14 protein-coding genes are annotated in these 14,302 nt (G+C 67.7%); 11 read left to right on the top strand and 3 right to left on the bottom strand.

The annotated features are described in order from the left end of the window. Positions 1-5 precede the first annotated feature (5 nt). Positions 6-413 (bottom strand): hypothetical protein, encoded by a 408-nt coding sequence (locus G6N66_RS17905; RefSeq protein ID WP_085235077.1) that lies wholly within the window; start codon positions 411-413, stop codon positions 6-8. 163 nt (positions 414-576) lie between these two features. On the opposite strand from G6N66_RS17905, the gene G6N66_RS17900 reads away from it, so the two are divergent. Continuing rightward, complete coding sequence (locus G6N66_RS17900) at positions 577-1,392, top strand: isocitrate lyase/PEP mutase family protein (protein WP_085235089.1); 816 nt, start codon at positions 577-579, stop codon at positions 1,390-1,392. A gap of 46 nt (positions 1,393-1,438) precedes the next feature. Here G6N66_RS17900 and G6N66_RS17895 read toward each other — a convergent pair whose 3' ends face one another. Next, positions 1,439-2,320 carry a ribokinase gene (locus G6N66_RS17895; RefSeq protein ID WP_085235076.1) on the bottom strand — a complete coding sequence of 294 codons (882 nt, stop codon included), beginning with the start codon at positions 2,318-2,320 and terminating at the stop codon, positions 1,439-1,441. A gap of 153 nt (positions 2,321-2,473) precedes the next feature. Between G6N66_RS17895 and G6N66_RS17890 the strand changes: the two genes are divergently transcribed. The 5 genes from G6N66_RS17890 (at position 2,474) to G6N66_RS17870 (ending at position 9,784) form a co-directional block, all read left to right on the top strand. Continuing rightward, the gene (locus G6N66_RS17890) at positions 2,474-4,672 is read left to right on the top strand and encodes an adenylate/guanylate cyclase domain-containing protein (protein ID WP_085235075.1); all 2,199 of its coding nucleotides are present in this window, start codon (positions 2,474-2,476) and stop codon (positions 4,670-4,672) included. Beyond that, on the top strand, positions 4,672-6,096 hold the full coding sequence (locus G6N66_RS17885; protein ID WP_085235074.1) for a mechanosensitive ion channel family protein: 1,425 nt from the start codon (positions 4,672-4,674) through the stop codon (positions 6,094-6,096). The genes G6N66_RS17890 and G6N66_RS17885 overlap by 1 nt, the downstream gene beginning before the upstream one ends. A gap of 69 nt (positions 6,097-6,165) precedes the next feature. After that, on the top strand, positions 6,166-7,437 hold the full coding sequence (locus tag G6N66_RS17880; RefSeq protein ID WP_085235073.1) for a glutamate-5-semialdehyde dehydrogenase: 1,272 nt from the start codon (positions 6,166-6,168) through the stop codon (positions 7,435-7,437). Between the two features lie 20 nt (positions 7,438-7,457). Next, complete coding sequence (locus tag G6N66_RS17875; protein WP_085235072.1) at positions 7,458-8,333, top strand: AAA family ATPase; 876 nt, start codon at positions 7,458-7,460, stop codon at positions 8,331-8,333. Next, a complete protein-coding gene (locus G6N66_RS17870; protein ID WP_085235071.1) occupies positions 8,333-9,784 on the top strand; it encodes a vWA domain-containing protein in 1,452 nt (483 codons plus the stop codon). The genes G6N66_RS17875 and G6N66_RS17870 overlap by 1 nt, the downstream gene beginning before the upstream one ends. A 5-nt stretch (positions 9,785-9,789) precedes the next feature. On the opposite strand, the gene G6N66_RS17865 is transcribed toward G6N66_RS17870, so the two are convergent. Then, the gene (locus G6N66_RS17865; protein ID WP_085235070.1) at positions 9,790-10,836 is read right to left on the bottom strand and encodes a class I SAM-dependent methyltransferase; all 1,047 of its coding nucleotides are present in this window, start codon (positions 10,834-10,836) and stop codon (positions 9,790-9,792) included. A gap of 86 nt (positions 10,837-10,922) precedes the next feature. Here G6N66_RS17865 and nadD point away from each other — a divergent pair, with 86 nt between their 5' ends. The 5 genes from nadD to G6N66_RS17840 are packed head-to-tail and all read left to right on the top strand — an operon-like array spanning position 10,923 to position 14,235. Continuing rightward, positions 10,923-11,591 carry a nicotinate-nucleotide adenylyltransferase gene (gene nadD, locus G6N66_RS17860; RefSeq protein WP_085235069.1) on the top strand — a complete coding sequence of 223 codons (669 nt, stop codon included), beginning with the start codon at positions 10,923-10,925 and terminating at the stop codon, positions 11,589-11,591. Beyond that, a complete protein-coding gene (rsfS, locus tag G6N66_RS17855; protein ID WP_085235068.1) occupies positions 11,588-11,992 on the top strand; it encodes a ribosome silencing factor in 405 nt (134 codons plus the stop codon). The genes nadD and rsfS overlap by 4 nt, the downstream gene beginning before the upstream one ends. Beyond that, a complete protein-coding gene (gpgP, locus tag G6N66_RS17850; protein ID WP_085235067.1) occupies positions 11,989-12,663 on the top strand; it encodes a glucosyl-3-phosphoglycerate phosphatase in 675 nt (224 codons plus the stop codon). The genes rsfS and gpgP overlap by 4 nt, the downstream gene beginning before the upstream one ends. Then, positions 12,653-13,408, top strand: a complete 756-nt coding sequence (octT, locus tag G6N66_RS17845) for a diglucosylglycerate octanoyltransferase (protein ID WP_085235066.1) — start codon at positions 12,653-12,655, stop codon at positions 13,406-13,408. Before gpgP ends, octT begins: the two co-directional genes overlap by 11 nt. Then, entirely contained in the window at positions 13,405-14,235 is an 831-nt protein-coding gene (locus G6N66_RS17840; RefSeq protein WP_179968289.1) for a DegV family protein, read from the top strand. The genes octT and G6N66_RS17840 overlap by 4 nt, the downstream gene beginning before the upstream one ends. The last annotated feature ends 67 nt before the right edge of the window (positions 14,236-14,302 follow it).

Genomic DNA, 14,302 nt, shown 5'->3' with positions numbered 1-14,302 from the left:
CGGGATCACGCCTTGGTGCGGCGCCAGCCCCGGTATTGCAGCTCGGCGAACACCAGCGTGTAGACGCCCGAGGCCAACGTGGTGGCCACGCCGGTGGCGGTCAACGGAAAGACATGGGCGAGCACGAGGGCCACGGCGGCCACCGTGAAGAGCAGGTTGCCGACGATGACGGCCATGCCCGCGCGGCGTACCGACGGAAGCGCGGCCAGCCCGAATACGACGACGCCGTAGGCGATCAGGAACGCGGCCATGCCGTCCTCGAACGCCTTCGTGGTGCCCGATTGCGCGGCCAGCCAGCCGGCCAGTGGGATGCCGGCGGCGCCGGTGAGGCCGCTGATGGCGGCATCGGCACGCATCGTGAGGCGAAGCAACCCGTCGCGGGTGGCGGTGCGGTCGATGGTGCTTGCAGACATGGTTTTCCTCTCAACGACATTGGGAGACATTGGGACGTCGTCGACCCTGCTCGACAGCTGCTCCCGGATCAATCAGAGCTGGTGCCAGACGCTGCCAGTTACTGCCAACCGCAGGTGAGAAGGCAAGATGGGCGGCAGGCGCCAACCCCGACAGGAGCGTGTCATGACCCAAGCCGAACACTACGAACGGTTCCTGGACTTGCACCGGCGGCCGGACGCGTTCGTCATGCCGAACGTGTGGGACGGCCTGTCGGCGCTGATTTTCAAGGACGCCGGGTTCGAGGCGCTCGCCACCTCGTCGGCGGCGCTGGCGTTCGCGCTGGGCCGTCCGGACGGGCGGCACGCCGTGAGCCTGGCCGAGCATGTGGCACACGCCAAGTTGCTCATCGAGGTCAGCGGGTTGCCGGTCAACGGGGACTTCGAGGACGGCTACGGCGCGACGCCCGACGACGTGGCCGCGACCGTGCGCGCCGCGATCGACGCGGGGCTGGCCGGCATCGGGGTGGAGGACACCTCCGGCGATCCGGCCAATCCAATCCGTGACTTCGACGAGGCAGTGGCGCGCGTGCGCGCGGCCGCGCAAGCAGCGCGTGGCCGCATCGTGCTCACCGGACGCACCGACAATTTCATTCAGGGCCGCCCCGATCTCGACGACACGATCCGTCGGCTCACCGCGTTCGCCGAGGCCGGCGCCGATGTGCTTTATGCCCCCTATCCGCCGGACATGGCCGCGGTGGAAGCGATCATCAAGGCCGTCGCACCCAAGCCGGTCAACCTGCTGATGGGCACCCAGTCGGAGCGACCCACGGTCGCCGAGCTCTCGACGGCCGGGGTCAAACGCATCAGCATCGGGTCGGCGCTATACCTGCACGCTGCCGCGGCGGTGCGGGATGCGGCAGCGGCGTTGAGCCGGGGCGATCTGGTGACCGCGAGCGCCGGGATGTCGTTTCGCGAGGTGGGTGCGCTGATTTCGGGGTGACTAGCGTTCGCCTGGCGTTGGTACGAAGGCTTCGCGATCAACGCGGTCAGCCGCTCAGCCGCGCGATCGCTTCGGCGTCCGGCGCGCAGTCACCCGCGCCGGGCACCAGCGTCGCCAACGCACCCGCGGCGCAGGCGAGCCGCAAGGCGCGCAGCCGCTGGGTCCTGAAAGCGGGGTTCAACTCCGGGCCGACGGGCCAATGGGCAGCCAGCACCCCGGCGAACACGTCGCCGGCCCCCGTGGTGTCCACCGCCTCGACCGCTGGTGCCGGCACCGCGAATGCTCCGTCGGCCCCGGTATAGCGGGCCCCCCGCGCGCCCAGGGTGACCACGAAATGCGTTGGTTGCCAAGGCCATTTGTCCGCCTCGGATTCGTTGACGATCACGACATCGGCAAGGGCCGCCAGTTCGTCCAGCCCGCTTGCGTCCCGACCGGCCGGTGAGGCGTTGACCATCACCAGGGCGCCCGTCGACCGGGCCGCCCGTGCCGCCGCCACCGCCGTCATCACCGGAATCTCCAACTGGGTCAACACCACATCGCTGCAGGCGATCACCCCGCGAACCGGCGCCTCGGTCAGCGTCAGCCGGCCGTTTGCGCCCGGCGCCACCACGATGGTGTTTTCGGCGCCGGCATCGACCACGATGATCGCCGTGCCGCTCGGTCCGGGCACCGTTATGGTCCCGTCCAGCCCAACGTCGTTGGCCGCCAGGTGAGCCCGCAAGCGATCGGCGGCCGCATCGTCGCCGACCGCGCCGACGAACTGCACCTGCGCGCCGGCGCGTGCGGCGGCCACCGCCTGATTGGCGCCCTTGCCGCCCGGCGCGGAGGTCAGCGAGGACGCCAGCACCGTCTCGCCCGGACCCGGGAGGGCATCGACGCCGAACGTCAGGTCCATGTTCACGCTGCCCACCACGCAGACCCGTGCCATGCGGCCGACCTTAGTCGTTGCCGGTGTTCGAAAGGCATCGTGCACCGGCAATCTGCCTAATTGCGACGCGGCAAATGCCGATACCTTGCAGATTCGCGCGATAGTCTGCAGCGTTAGCGATGCTGAAGTCCTCTCAGGCAAGGGGGAGATTGATTGACGTCGACCCAGGTGACCGATCCGGTACCGGACGCCGAGTCCAGTGCTGCTGCCGCTAAGCCTCCCAAGCGCATCCACCGGCCGCTGCTGTGGACGCGATTCCGGTTCGGCATCCAGTCCAAGATCTTGGTGGCATTGCTGCTGTCGAGCATCTTGGGTGTGGCGGTGATCGGCGCGATCGGCGCCATCTCCGGCCGCACCGCGTTGCGCGACGTCGAGTCCGAGCGGTTGATCGAGATGCGCGAATCGCAGAAGCGAGCGATCCAGGCGCTGTTCAGGGAAGTGACCAACTCGCTCATCGTCTACAGCGGCGGATTCAGCGTCAATCAGGCCACGGCGGCGCTCACCGACGGCTTCGCCCAGTTGGCCAACTCCCAGATCACTCCCGCGCAGCAGCAGCTGCTCGTCACCTACTACGACAACGCGATGATCGAACCGATCAAACGGGTGACCGGTGACACGATCGATCTCAACGCGGTTCTGCCGACGTCCAACTCGCAGCGATATGTCCAGGCGTATTACACCGCGCCGCTTAGACCGGCGGCCAACGCGCTGCCCGTCGTGGACGCCGGCGACGGCAGCCCTTGGTCGGCGGCCAACGCCCGTTTCGATTTCTACATGCGCGGTATCGTCACCCGCTTCGACTACAAAGACGCCTTGCTGCTGGACCTGCAGGGCAACGTCGTCTACAGCGTGATGAAGGGTCCCGACCTCGGGACCAACATCCTCACCGGGCCCTACCGCGAATCAAATTTGCGCGGCGCTTACCAAAAAGCCTTGGCATCCAACGATGTCGACTTCGTCTGGATTACCGACTTCCAGCCCTATCAGCCACACGTGGACGAGCCCACGGCGTGGGTGGTCTCGCCGGTCGGCATGAACGGCAAAATCAGCGGGATCATGGCCCTGCCGGTGCCGATCGCGAAGATCAACAAGATCATGACCGCCGATAGGCATTGGGAAGCCGCGGGCATGGGCGTTGCCACCGAAACGTATCTGGCGGGTCCCGACAACTTAATGCGTTCTGATTCAAGGCTTTTCGTGGAAGACCCGAAGGCGTACCGCCGCGACTCGATCGACGCGGGTACGCCACCGGATGTCGTCGACCGAGCGATCCGGTTGGGCGGTACCACCCTGGTGCAGCCGGTGCCCTCGGCGGGTCTGCGCGCCGCTCAACGCGGCGAGACCGGAGTCATGAGCGCCACCGATTACCTCGGCAACAGAGAGTTGGAAGCCTACGCGCCGTTGGACATACCCAACTCCGATCTGCATTGGTCGGTGCTTGCGACCCGCGACAACTCCGATGCCTTCGCCCGGCTGGGCCGGTTCAGCAAGGGGATCGTGATTGCGGTCACGTCAATGGTTTTCGTGATCTGCGTCGCCTCGTTGATCATCGCGCAGGCGGCGGTGCGGCCGGTCCGGCGCCTTGAGGAGGGCACGCGGAAGATCAGTTCGGGCGATTACGACGTCAACATTCCGGTGATGGCGCGAGACGAAATCGGCGACCTCACCGCGGCTTTCAACGAGATGAGCCGCAACCTGGCGATCAAAGAGGATTTGCTCAACGAGCAGCGCCGCGAAAACGATCGCCTGCTGCTCGCGCTGATGCCGGAGTCGGTGGTGCAACGCTATCGCGAGGGCGAGGAGAACATCGCCCAGAAGCACCAGGATGTCGCCATCATCTACGCCGACATCGTCGGCCTCGACGAAATCTCCAACGATCTGCCGGAGACCCAGCTGGTCGGCATCGTCGACGAATTGTTCCGGCAGTTTGATTCGGCCGCGGAATCCCTTGGCGTCGAACGCATTCGCACGTTCCACAACGGCTACCTCGCCAGCTGCGGGGTGGTCACCCCCCGACTGGACAGCATTCACCGCGGCGTTGACTTCGCCCTCGAGATCGGTCGCATCATCGACCGGTTCAACAGCGAGAACGGCCATCAGCTGGGCGTTCGGGTTGGCGTCAACACCGGCAACGTCGTGTCCGGGCTGGTGGGCCGCTCCAGCCTCGTCTATGACATGTGGGGTGGCGCGGTGAGTCTGGCCTACCAAATGCACAGTGGCGCACCGCAGGCCGGCATCTACGTCAGCTCCCAGGTGTATGACGCGATGAGCGACGTGCGGCAGTTCGCGCCCGCCGGGACCATTTCGGTCGCCGGCACCGAGCAGGCGATCTACCGCTTGTTGGAGCGATGATGAACACCTGGGACAGCCCGTGGTTCTATTGGGCGGTCGGGATCGCGGTCGGCTTACCGGTCGGGCTGATCGTGCTCACCGAGCTACACGACTGGCTCGTTCGCAGGAACCGCCGCCTGGCCAGGCAGGTCAGCCTGGTGCGCAACTACCTACTGCCGCTCGGTGCGCTGTTGCTGCTGCTCGTGCAGGCCTCGGAGATCCCGGCCCGAGACGTCCCGGTGCGACTGCTTACCACCGTGTTCGCCATGTTGGTGCTGGTGCTGGTGCTGTCCGGGCTCAACGCAACCGTCTTCGATGGCGCGCCGGAAGACAGCTGGCGCAAACGGCTACCCACCATCTTCCGCGACGTCGCCCGCTTCGCCGTGATCGGCGTCGGTCTGGCGGTGGTGCTGTCGTACGTCTGGGGCGTCCGGATCGGCGGCCTCTTCACGGCGCTGGGCGTCACCTCGGTCGTCATCGGGCTCATGCTGCAGAATTCCGTCGGTCAGGTGGTGTCGGGCCTGTTCATGCTGTTCGAGCAGCCCTTCCGGATCGACGATTGGCTGGACACCGGGACAGCGCAGGGCCGCGTCGTCGAGGTGAACTGGCGCGCCGTGCACATCGATACCGGCAGCGGCATGCGCATCATGCCGAACTCCATGCTGGCCACCACCTCGTTCACCAACCTTTCCCGCCCGCCCGGCACGCACAAATTGGCCGTGACGACGACCTTCTCCACGGCCGACCCGCCCGACCGGGTCTGCGCGATGCTCTCGGAAGTCGCCCGCGCGCTGCCGCAGCTCAAGGCCGGCAGTGTGCCGCGCTCGGCGCCCATGGGGGCCGGCGAGTACCGCACGTCGATAGGTCTGAGCTCACCCGCCGACGCCGGCGCCGCCAAGGCCACCTTTCTGCGGTGGGCGTGGTATGCCGCACGACGCGAGAACCTGCACCTCGACGAGGCCGACGACGACTTTTCGACGACCGAACGGGTGGAGCACGCGGTGCGCAGCGTGGTGGCCCCGGCATTGCGGCTCAGCGTGGAACACCAACGGGAGTTGCATTCGTGCGCGCGTATCGTCCGATACGGCGCCGACGAGGTCGTGGAGCACGCCGGTCAGGTGCCGCCGGGGATGACCTTCCTGGTGTCCGGGCGGGTACAGCTGACCGCCACGGCCGAGGACGGCTCGATCGTGCCGGTCACCACGCTGGTGCAGGGTTCGTATCTGGGGTTGACCACGCTGACCCGGCAACCGAACCTGGCCAGCGCCTACGCGCTGGAAGAGGTGACCGCGTTGGTGATCGATCGCGAGCACCTCGAGAAGATAGTGATGCATGAACCGTTGCTGCTGCAGGACTTTGGCCGCAAGCTGGAAGAGCGGCGAAGCAAGGTGCGGCAGGCCTGCGGGGCGACCGGGTCGGCCGAGGCGCCGGCCCGTCCGCTCTGAAAGTGGTGCGCGAGGGCTACCGGGTGGGGCAGCCTGACGTGCCCAGATTTCGGCGGATACCCTGATTCAATGAGTCTGCAAGCGCCATCCCGCAGCGGAGCGACGCAGCAGCGGGAGCCCGACTTGCGCCAGGACGTCCATGACGCCGCTCGCCGCGCTCGCGTCGCCGCCCGCGCCCTCGCTCTACTGCCGACCGTCGCCAAGGATCACGCACTAAACGCCGCGGCGGACGCGATCACCGCCAACGCAGAGCGGATCCTCGCGGCCAACGCCGAAGATCTGGAGGCGGCCCGGGCCGCCAACATACCGACCGCGATGCTTGATCGGCTGGCGTTGAACGCGGCCCGTATCGACGGAATCGCCGCCGGTTTGCGGCAGGTGGCGGGTCTGCCCGACCCGGTTGGGGAGGTTTTGCGGGGCTACACCCTGCCCAATGGGCTGGCGCTGCGCCAGCAGCGGGTTCCGCTGGGCGTGGTCGGCATGATCTACGAGGGCCGGCCGAACGTCACCGTCGACGCGTTCGGGTTGGCACTCAAGTCCGGTAACGCCGTGCTGCTGCGTGGAAGTTCGTCGGCCGCGCGGTCCAACCAGGCGCTGGTCGACGTGTTGCGCACCGCGCTGGACGACGAGGACCTGCCCGCCGACGCGGTGCAGTTGTTGTCGGCGGCCGATCGCTCCACCGTCACCCACCTGATCCAGGCCCGCGGCCTGGTCGACGTGGTCATTCCGCGCGGGGGCGCCGGCCTGATCGACGCCGTGGTCCGTGACGCGCAGGTGCCCACCATCGAGACCGGTGTCGGCAACTGTCACGTCTATGTGCACGAGGGTGCCGACCTGGAGCTGGCGGAGCGAATCCTGCTGAACTCCAAGACCCGCCGGCCCAGTGTCTGCAACGCCGCCGAGACCCTGTTGATCGACGCGGCGATCGCCGACCGCGCCATGCCCCGGCTGGTGTCCGCGCTGCAGGACGCCGGAGTGACGGTGCACCTGGACGCGTCCGAGGACGACCTGCGCCGCGAGTACCTGTCGATGGACATCGCGGTGGCGGTGGTGGACGGCGTCGACGCGGCGATCGCCCACATCAACGAATACGGCACCGGGCACACCGAAGCGATCGTGACCAGCAATATGGTTGCCGCCCAACGGTTTACCGAGGCGGTCGACTCGGCGGCGGTGATGGTCAACGCCTCGACGGCCTTCACCGACGGTGAGCAATTCGGTTTCGGCGCCGAGATCGGCATCTCCACCCAGAAGCTTCATGCCCGCGGCCCGATGGGGCTGCCCGAATTGACCTCGACCAAGTGGATCGCTTGGGGAGACGGCCAGACCCGTCCGGCCTGAGTGCTTAGGAGAATTTGATCGTGACCGTGCCAGCCCGGCCCGTGCCGCTGTTCGCTGATATCGCCGACGTCTCGCGACGGCTGGCCGAGACCGGCTACCTGGTGGATACCGCCACCGCGACGGCGGTGTTTCTCGCCGACCGGCTCGGTAAGCCGCTGCTGGTCGAAGGGCCGGCGGGCGTGGGCAAAACGGAGCTGGCGCGCGCGGTCGCCCAGGCCACCGGGTCCGGCCTGATCCGGCTGCAGTGCTACGAGGGTGTCGACGAGGCTCGCGCGCTCTACGAGTGGAACCACGCCAAGCAGATCCTGCGCATCCAGGCCGGCTCGGGGGACTGGGAGAGCACCAAGGACGACGTGTTCAGCGAGGAGTTCCTGCTGCAGCGCCCGTTGCTGACCGCCATCCGGCGCACCGACCCGACGGTGCTGCTGATCGACGAGACGGACAAGGCCGACATCGAGATCGAGGGCCTGCTGTTAGAGGTGCTCTCCGACTTCGCCGTGACGGTGCCCGAACTGGGCACCCTCACCGCCGAGCGCCCCCCGTTCGTGTTGCTGACCTCCAACGCCACCCGGGAACTGTCCGAGGCCCTCAAGCGTCGTTGCCTGTTCCTGCACATCGACTTCCCCAGCCCCGACCTGGAACGCCGCATCCTGTTGTCCCGGGTCCCCGAGCTGCCCGAGCATCTGGCCGAGGAGCTGGTGCGCATCATCGGCGTGATGCGCGGGATGCAGCTCAAGAAGCTGCCGTCGATCGCCGAGACCATCGACTGGGGTCGCACCGTGCTGGCGCTGGGGCTGGACACCATCGACGACGCGGTCGTCGCCGCGACGCTCGGCGTGGTGCTCAAGCACCAGTCCGATCAGCAACGCGCGGCCGGGGAATTGAGGCTGAACTAGTGGCCGCCCGCCGCATCCGGCCCACCCGACCGCTCGCGCCGCACGGCCTGCCCGGACATCTGGTGGGGTTCGTCGAAGCGCTTCGCGGGGCAGGGATTTCGGTGGGCCCGTCGGAGACGGTCGACGCCGGACGGGTGATGGCCACCCTCGGCCTGGGCGATCGTGAGGTGTTGCGCGAGGGTGTCGCTTGCGCGGTATTGCACCAGGCGGATCACCGCGACACCTACGACGCCATGTTCGACCTGTGGTTCCCGCCGGCTTTGGGGGCGCGCGCGGTGGTGTTGGACGACCAGGACGGCGGGGATGCCGGCGAAGACGATGGCCTACCGCCCGACGACGTCGAGGCCATGCGCCAGATGCTGCTGGATCTGCTCAACGACAACCCCGAGCTCGCCGACATGGACGAGCGGCTGGTGGCGATGATCGCCCGGATCGTCGAGGCCTACGGCAAATACAACTCCAGCCGCGGGCCGTCGTTCTCGTCGTATCAGGCGCTCAAGGCGATGGCGCTGGATGAATTGGAGGGCAAGCTGCTGGCGGGACTGCTGGCCCCCTACGGCGACGAACCCACTCCGACCCAGGAGCAGATCGCCAAAGCCCTTGCCGCGCAACGGATTACTCAGCTGCGCAGGATGGTCGACGCCGAGACCAAGCGCCGCACCGCCGAGCAGCTGGGCCGCGATCACGTCCAAATGTACGGCATCCCACAGCTTTCCGAGAACGTCGAATTCCTGCGCGCCTCCGGTGAGCAATTGCGCAATATGCGCAAGGTGGTGGCACCGCTGGCCCGCACCCTGGCGACCCGGCTGGCGGCCCGCCGGCGCCGCACTCGCGCCGGCTCGATCGATCTGCGCAAGACGCTGCGCAAGTCGATGTCCACCGGCGGGGTGCCGATCGATGTGGTGTTGGCCAAGCCACGCCCGGCGCGCCCCGAACTGGTGGTGCTCTGCGACGTGTCCGGTTCGGTCGCCGGGTTCAGCCACTTCACCCTGCTGCTGGTACACGCTCTGCGCCAACAATTCTCGCGTGTTCGGGTCTTCGCCTTCATCGACACCACCGACGAGGTGACGCACATGTTCGGGCCGGAGGCCGACCTCGCGGTGGCGATTCAGCGGATCACCCGGGAGGCCGGCGTGTACAGCCGCGACGGTCATTCGGATTACGGCAATGCGTTCGTGTCGTTCCTACAGGCCAATCCGAACGTGCTCTCGCCGCGCAGCTCGCTGCTGGTGCTGGGCGACGGACGCACCAACTACCGCGATCCGGCCATCGACGTGCTCGCCGACATGGTGAACGCCAGCCGGCATGCGCACTGGCTGAACCCCGAGCCCAAGCATCTGTGGGGCAGCGGCGACTCGGCGGTGCCGCGCTACCAAGAGGTGATCACGATGCACGAATGCCGCTCCGCCAAGCAGCTGGCCACGGTGATCGATCAGCTGCTGCCGGTCTGAGCGCGCTACCGCGCCTTCTGATAGACCAGCCAGCGCATCTCAATCGGGCACCGCTCCCGCTCGATGGTGAATACATCGAGGCCGCTGACCCAGTCGGCGTACCAGCTGGTCGGCGGCCAGGCGCCCGCGGGAAGATGCTCTCGTTCGTAGTCGAATACGGAGTCGTCGGCGACGAGCTCAAGTGGTAATCCCGCTGCCGCACTTGACATCTCGTCGTGGGTGAACATGGTGGTGTAGGACTGCTGGCCGAACTCACGCGCGGCCCGGTCGGGTACATAGTCGCCGCGCGGTAGGAAGGCGTTGAACACCAAGCGGCCGCCGGGCGCCAAACACTGGGCGGCGAGCTCGAACAGGTTGCGCAACTGTTGCGTCGTCCGGAAGTCGGACACCACCTCGGAGAGCACGATCAGCTGATAGTCCCGGCGCAGATAGTCGGTGGCCGTGAACACATCACGATTGAGGATCCACACGTCGAGGGATTCACGTTCGGCGTCGGAGCGGATCATCGAGGCGAACGACGGGGTCATCTCCACCACGTCGACGGGGTGTCCGCGTCGGGCCAAGGCAAGCGCGTTGCGCCCAGTCCCGGCGCCGATGTCGAGGATCCGATGCGTGCTGGGATCGGCGGCCTCGCTGGCCAGCGCCAACACCCGAGCGTCGGGTTCGGTGCCGAACAGCGGCGGCTGTCGGGTGCTGATCCAGTCCTCGTAGGCGGCTTCCACCGTCCACCATCTGGGCGCCACCTCATAGCGCAGGGTCGCCCCGACGCCGGCCTCGTAGGAGATCACGATGTTCGAACGCGGGGAGGCCGAATAGGCGTTCGCCAGTTGACTGTCGAGCACCGTCCGGAGATGAGCGATTTCGGTGTCGGAAAATTCCCTGCCCACGCGCGCGAAGATCGTCGCACACATGTCCACGTACTCGTCGATCATGCCGGGAACGGCCGGCAGCGAGATCTCGCCCTTGACTGCCGACCGACTGATGAATCTTCGCTGCATCGCCGCTCCGGCGAGCTGTGCCGGATCAGCTGACCCGAGCGGCAAATTCTCCACAACACCCTTCTACACAACCGACCGGGCTGTTGTGGTGCGAGCTGGGAAATCGGTCCCGATCGGTTGCTCAAGTAAGCTGGCAAACCGTGCAAAAACACCGCCGCCGGCTGGGCGTGATGGGTGGGACGTTCGACCCCATCCATTACGGCCACCTGGTCGCGGCCAGCGAGGTGGCGCACCTGTTCGAGCTGGACGAGGTGGTGTTCGTGCCCAGCGGGCAACCCTGGCAGAAGGAGCGGCACGTGTCCGCGGCCGAGGACCGCTACCTGATGACCGTGATCGCCACCGCGTCCAACCCGCGGTTTTCGGTGAGCCGGGTCGACGTCGACCGGTCCGGTCCCACCTATACGCGGGACACGCTGCGGGATCTGTCCGCGCTGAACCCGGACTCCGAGCTGTACTTCATCACCGGCGCCGACGCGCTGGCTTCCATCCTGTCGTGGCAAGGCTGGGAAGAGCTGTTCGACTTGGCGCGCTTCATCGGGGTCAGCCGGCCCGGCTACGAGCTGCGCGACGAGCACATCACCAGCGTGTTGGGCGATCTGGCCGAGGACGCGTTGACCCTGGTCGAGATCCCGGCGCTGGCCATTTCGTCGACCGACTGCCGTCGCCGCGCCGAAGAGCGCCGGCCGCTGTGGTACCTGATGCCCGACGGCGTCGTGCAATACGTATCCAAACGCCGGCTCTATCGCGGCGACCTGTCCCCGCGCGCCCACCCTGCTGGGCCGCGGCTGGCCGCGGGGAACAACACATGACCGCGACCCGGGAAGCCATCGACATGGCGACGGTGGCGGCCGGCGCGGCCGCGACAAAACTCGCCAACGACGTCGTCGTCATCGACGTCTCCGAGCAGCTGGTCATCACGGACTGCTTCGTCATCGCCTCGGCGTCCAACGAGCGGCAGGTCAACGCGATCGTCGACGAGGTGGAGGAGAAGATGCGCAAGGCGGGCCACAAGCCGGCCCGCCGCGAGGGCGCCCGGGAAGGCCGCTGGACCCTGCTGGATTACCGCGACATCGTCGTGCACATCCAGCATCAGGACGACCGCAACTTCTACGCCCTGGACCGGCTGTGGGGCGACTGTCCGGTGGTGCCGGTGGACCTAGAAGACTCAGCAGACTCAGCAGACCCGGAAGACTCGGCGAGCGGGCAATGAGGATCCGTCGTCTGGTGATGCTGCGGCATGGCCAAACCGACTTCAACGCGGGCAGCCGGATGCAGGGACAGCTGGACTCCGCGCTGACCGAACTGGGTCGCGCGCAGGCGGTCGCCGCCGCCGAAGTGCTGGGCAAGCTGCCGCCGTTGCTGATCGTTTCCTCGGATCTGCATCGCGCCTACGACACGGCGATCACGCTGGGGGAGCGGACCGGGCTGTCGGTCCGGGTCGACCCGCGGCTGCGTGAGACGTGCCTGGGCGATTGGCAGGGGTTGACCCACACGGAGGTCGATCAGCAGGCCCCGGGCGCCCGGCTGGCGTGGCGCGACGACGCCAGGTGGGCGCCGCACGGCGGGGAAAGCCGCGTCGATGTCGCCGCCCGCAGCGTCCCGGTCGTCGCCGAGCTGGTTTCCGGCGCGCCGGAATGGGGTGATCCCGACGGGCCCGATCGACCGGTCGTGCTGGTGGCCCACGGCGGATTGATCGCCGCCCTGTCCGCCGCGTTGCTCAAGCTGCCGGTCGACAACTGGCCGATTCTCGGCGGCATGGGCAACGCCAGTTGGGTGCAGCTGAGCGGGCATGCCGGTAGCTCGGACGCCGATTTCGACAGCATTCGCTGGCGGTTGGACGTGTGGAACGCCTCTGCGCAGGTCGCCAACGATGTCTTATAGCTCCGCCGAGGCACGGCCGACGCTGCTGGTCTTCGCCGACTCGTTGTCCTACTACGGGCCGAGCGGGGGCCTGCCCGCCGACGATCCGCGGATCTGGCCCAATATCGTTGCCACGCAACTGGGTTGGGATCTCGAGCTGATCGGGCGCATCGGCTGGACCTGCCGCGACATCTGGTGGGCGGCCACCCAGGACCCCCGGGCCTGGGCGGCGCTGCCCAGGGCGGGCGCGGTGATCTTCGCGACCTGCGGGATGGACTCGCTGCCGTCGGTGTTGCCGACCGCGTTGCGGGAGCTGATCCGCTACGTTCGGCCGCCGTGGCTGCGGCGCTGGGCACGCGACGGCTACGGGTGGCTGCAGCCCCGGTTGTCGCCGATCGCGCGGCCCGCGCTACCGCCGCACCTCACCGCGGAGTACCTCGAACAGACCCGCGCGGCAATCGATTTCAACCGTCCGGGCATACCGATCGTGGCGTCGATTCCGTCGGTGCACGTCGCACCGACATACGGTCGCGCCCACCGAGGCCGCCCCGGCACGGTGGCCGCAATCACGGAATGGGCTCAGCGCCATGACATTCCGGTGGTAGACCTCAAGGCGGCCGTCGGCGACGAGGTGATGAGCGGACGCGGTAATCCCGACGGGATTCATTGGAATTTCGAGGCGCACCGGGCGGTCGCCGAGCTGATGCTCAAGGCGCTGGCCGAGGCTTTCGGAAAATCTCCCGCACCGAACGAGCCGCACCCGTGACCGTCATGGTGGTGACCGACGCGGCGGCGTGCCTGCCCGCCGATCTGGTCGAAAAGTGGGGGATCTGCGTCGTTCCGCTGCACATCTTGCTCGACGGGGTCGACCTGCGCGACGGCGTGGACGAAATCCCCGACGATCTGTACCAGCGCCACGCCACGACCGCGGCGGCCACCCCGGCCGAACTGGCCGACGCCTACCAGCAGGCGCTTCGCGACAGCGCTGGCGACGGCGTGGTGGCCGTGCACATTTCGTCGGCATTGTCGGGAACCTTTGGCGCCGCCGAACGGACCGCGGCCGACCTCGACCCCGCGATCCGGGTGGTCGACTCCAAATCCGCCGCGATGGGCACCGGATTCGTCGCACTGGCCGCCGCGCGCGCCGCGGCCGACGGTGCCGAGCTGGACGCGGTTGCCGACGCCGCGCGTTCGGCGGTGGGCCGCAGCCACGCGTTCATCGTGGTGCACCGGCTGGACAACCTGCGCCGCAGCGGCCGCATCGGCGGGCCGCAGGCCTGGCTGGGCACCGCGCTCGCGCTCAAGCCGCTCCTGCGCATCGACGACGGCAAACTTGTTCTGGCCCAACGGGTTCGCACCGTCAGCAACGCGACGGCGGCCATGATCGACCGGGTGTGCGAGGTGGTCGGCGACGGTTCGGCGGCGCTGTCAGTACACCACGTCGCCAATCCCGACGGTGCGAGCGAGGTGGCCGCCACGCTGGCGCAGCGGCTGCCGGGTTGCGAGCCGGCGATCGTCACCTCGTTGGGTCCGGTGCTCGGCCTGCATGTCGGTGCTGGAGCCGTTGCGGTGTGCGTGGGCCTGCCAACGTGAGCCTGAACCGTCGGCGAGCCGGGGGCCCGGGAGCATACTGCTGAGGGCCCGGTCGCGGACGACTGGA

It is taken from the genome of Mycobacterium conspicuum, from assembly GCF_010730195.1.
Classification (GTDB): domain Bacteria; phylum Actinomycetota; class Actinomycetes; order Mycobacteriales; family Mycobacteriaceae; genus Mycobacterium; species Mycobacterium conspicuum.
Note: the sequence above shows the minus strand (reverse complement) of the source record. Positions and strands in the feature narration are given on the sequence as shown.

Bases quoted from the DNA above. Each gene is read 5' to 3' on its own strand.
- rsfS (WP_085235068.1), top strand. From the start codon at position 11,588: ATGACCGCGACCCGGGAAGCCATCGACATGGCGACGGTGGCGGCCGGC.
- G6N66_RS17885 (WP_085235074.1), top strand. From the start codon at position 4,672: ATGAACACCTGGGACAGCCCGTGGTTCTATTGGGCGGTCGGGATCGCG.
- gpgP (WP_085235067.1), top strand. From the start codon at position 11,989: ATGAGGATCCGTCGTCTGGTGATGCTGCGGCATGGCCAAACCGACTTC.
- G6N66_RS17880 (WP_085235073.1), top strand. From the start codon at position 6,166: ATGAGTCTGCAAGCGCCATCCCGCAGCGGAGCGACGCAGCAGCGGGAG.
- G6N66_RS17900 (WP_085235089.1), top strand. From the start codon at position 577: ATGACCCAAGCCGAACACTACGAACGGTTCCTGGACTTGCACCGGCGG.
- G6N66_RS17905 (WP_085235077.1), bottom strand. From the start codon at position 413: ATGTCTGCAAGCACCATCGACCGCACCGCCACCCGCGACGGGTTGCTT.
- G6N66_RS17895 (WP_085235076.1), bottom strand. From the start codon at position 2,320: ATGGCACGGGTCTGCGTGGTGGGCAGCGTGAACATGGACCTGACGTTC.
- octT (WP_085235066.1), top strand. From the start codon at position 12,653: ATGTCTTATAGCTCCGCCGAGGCACGGCCGACGCTGCTGGTCTTCGCC.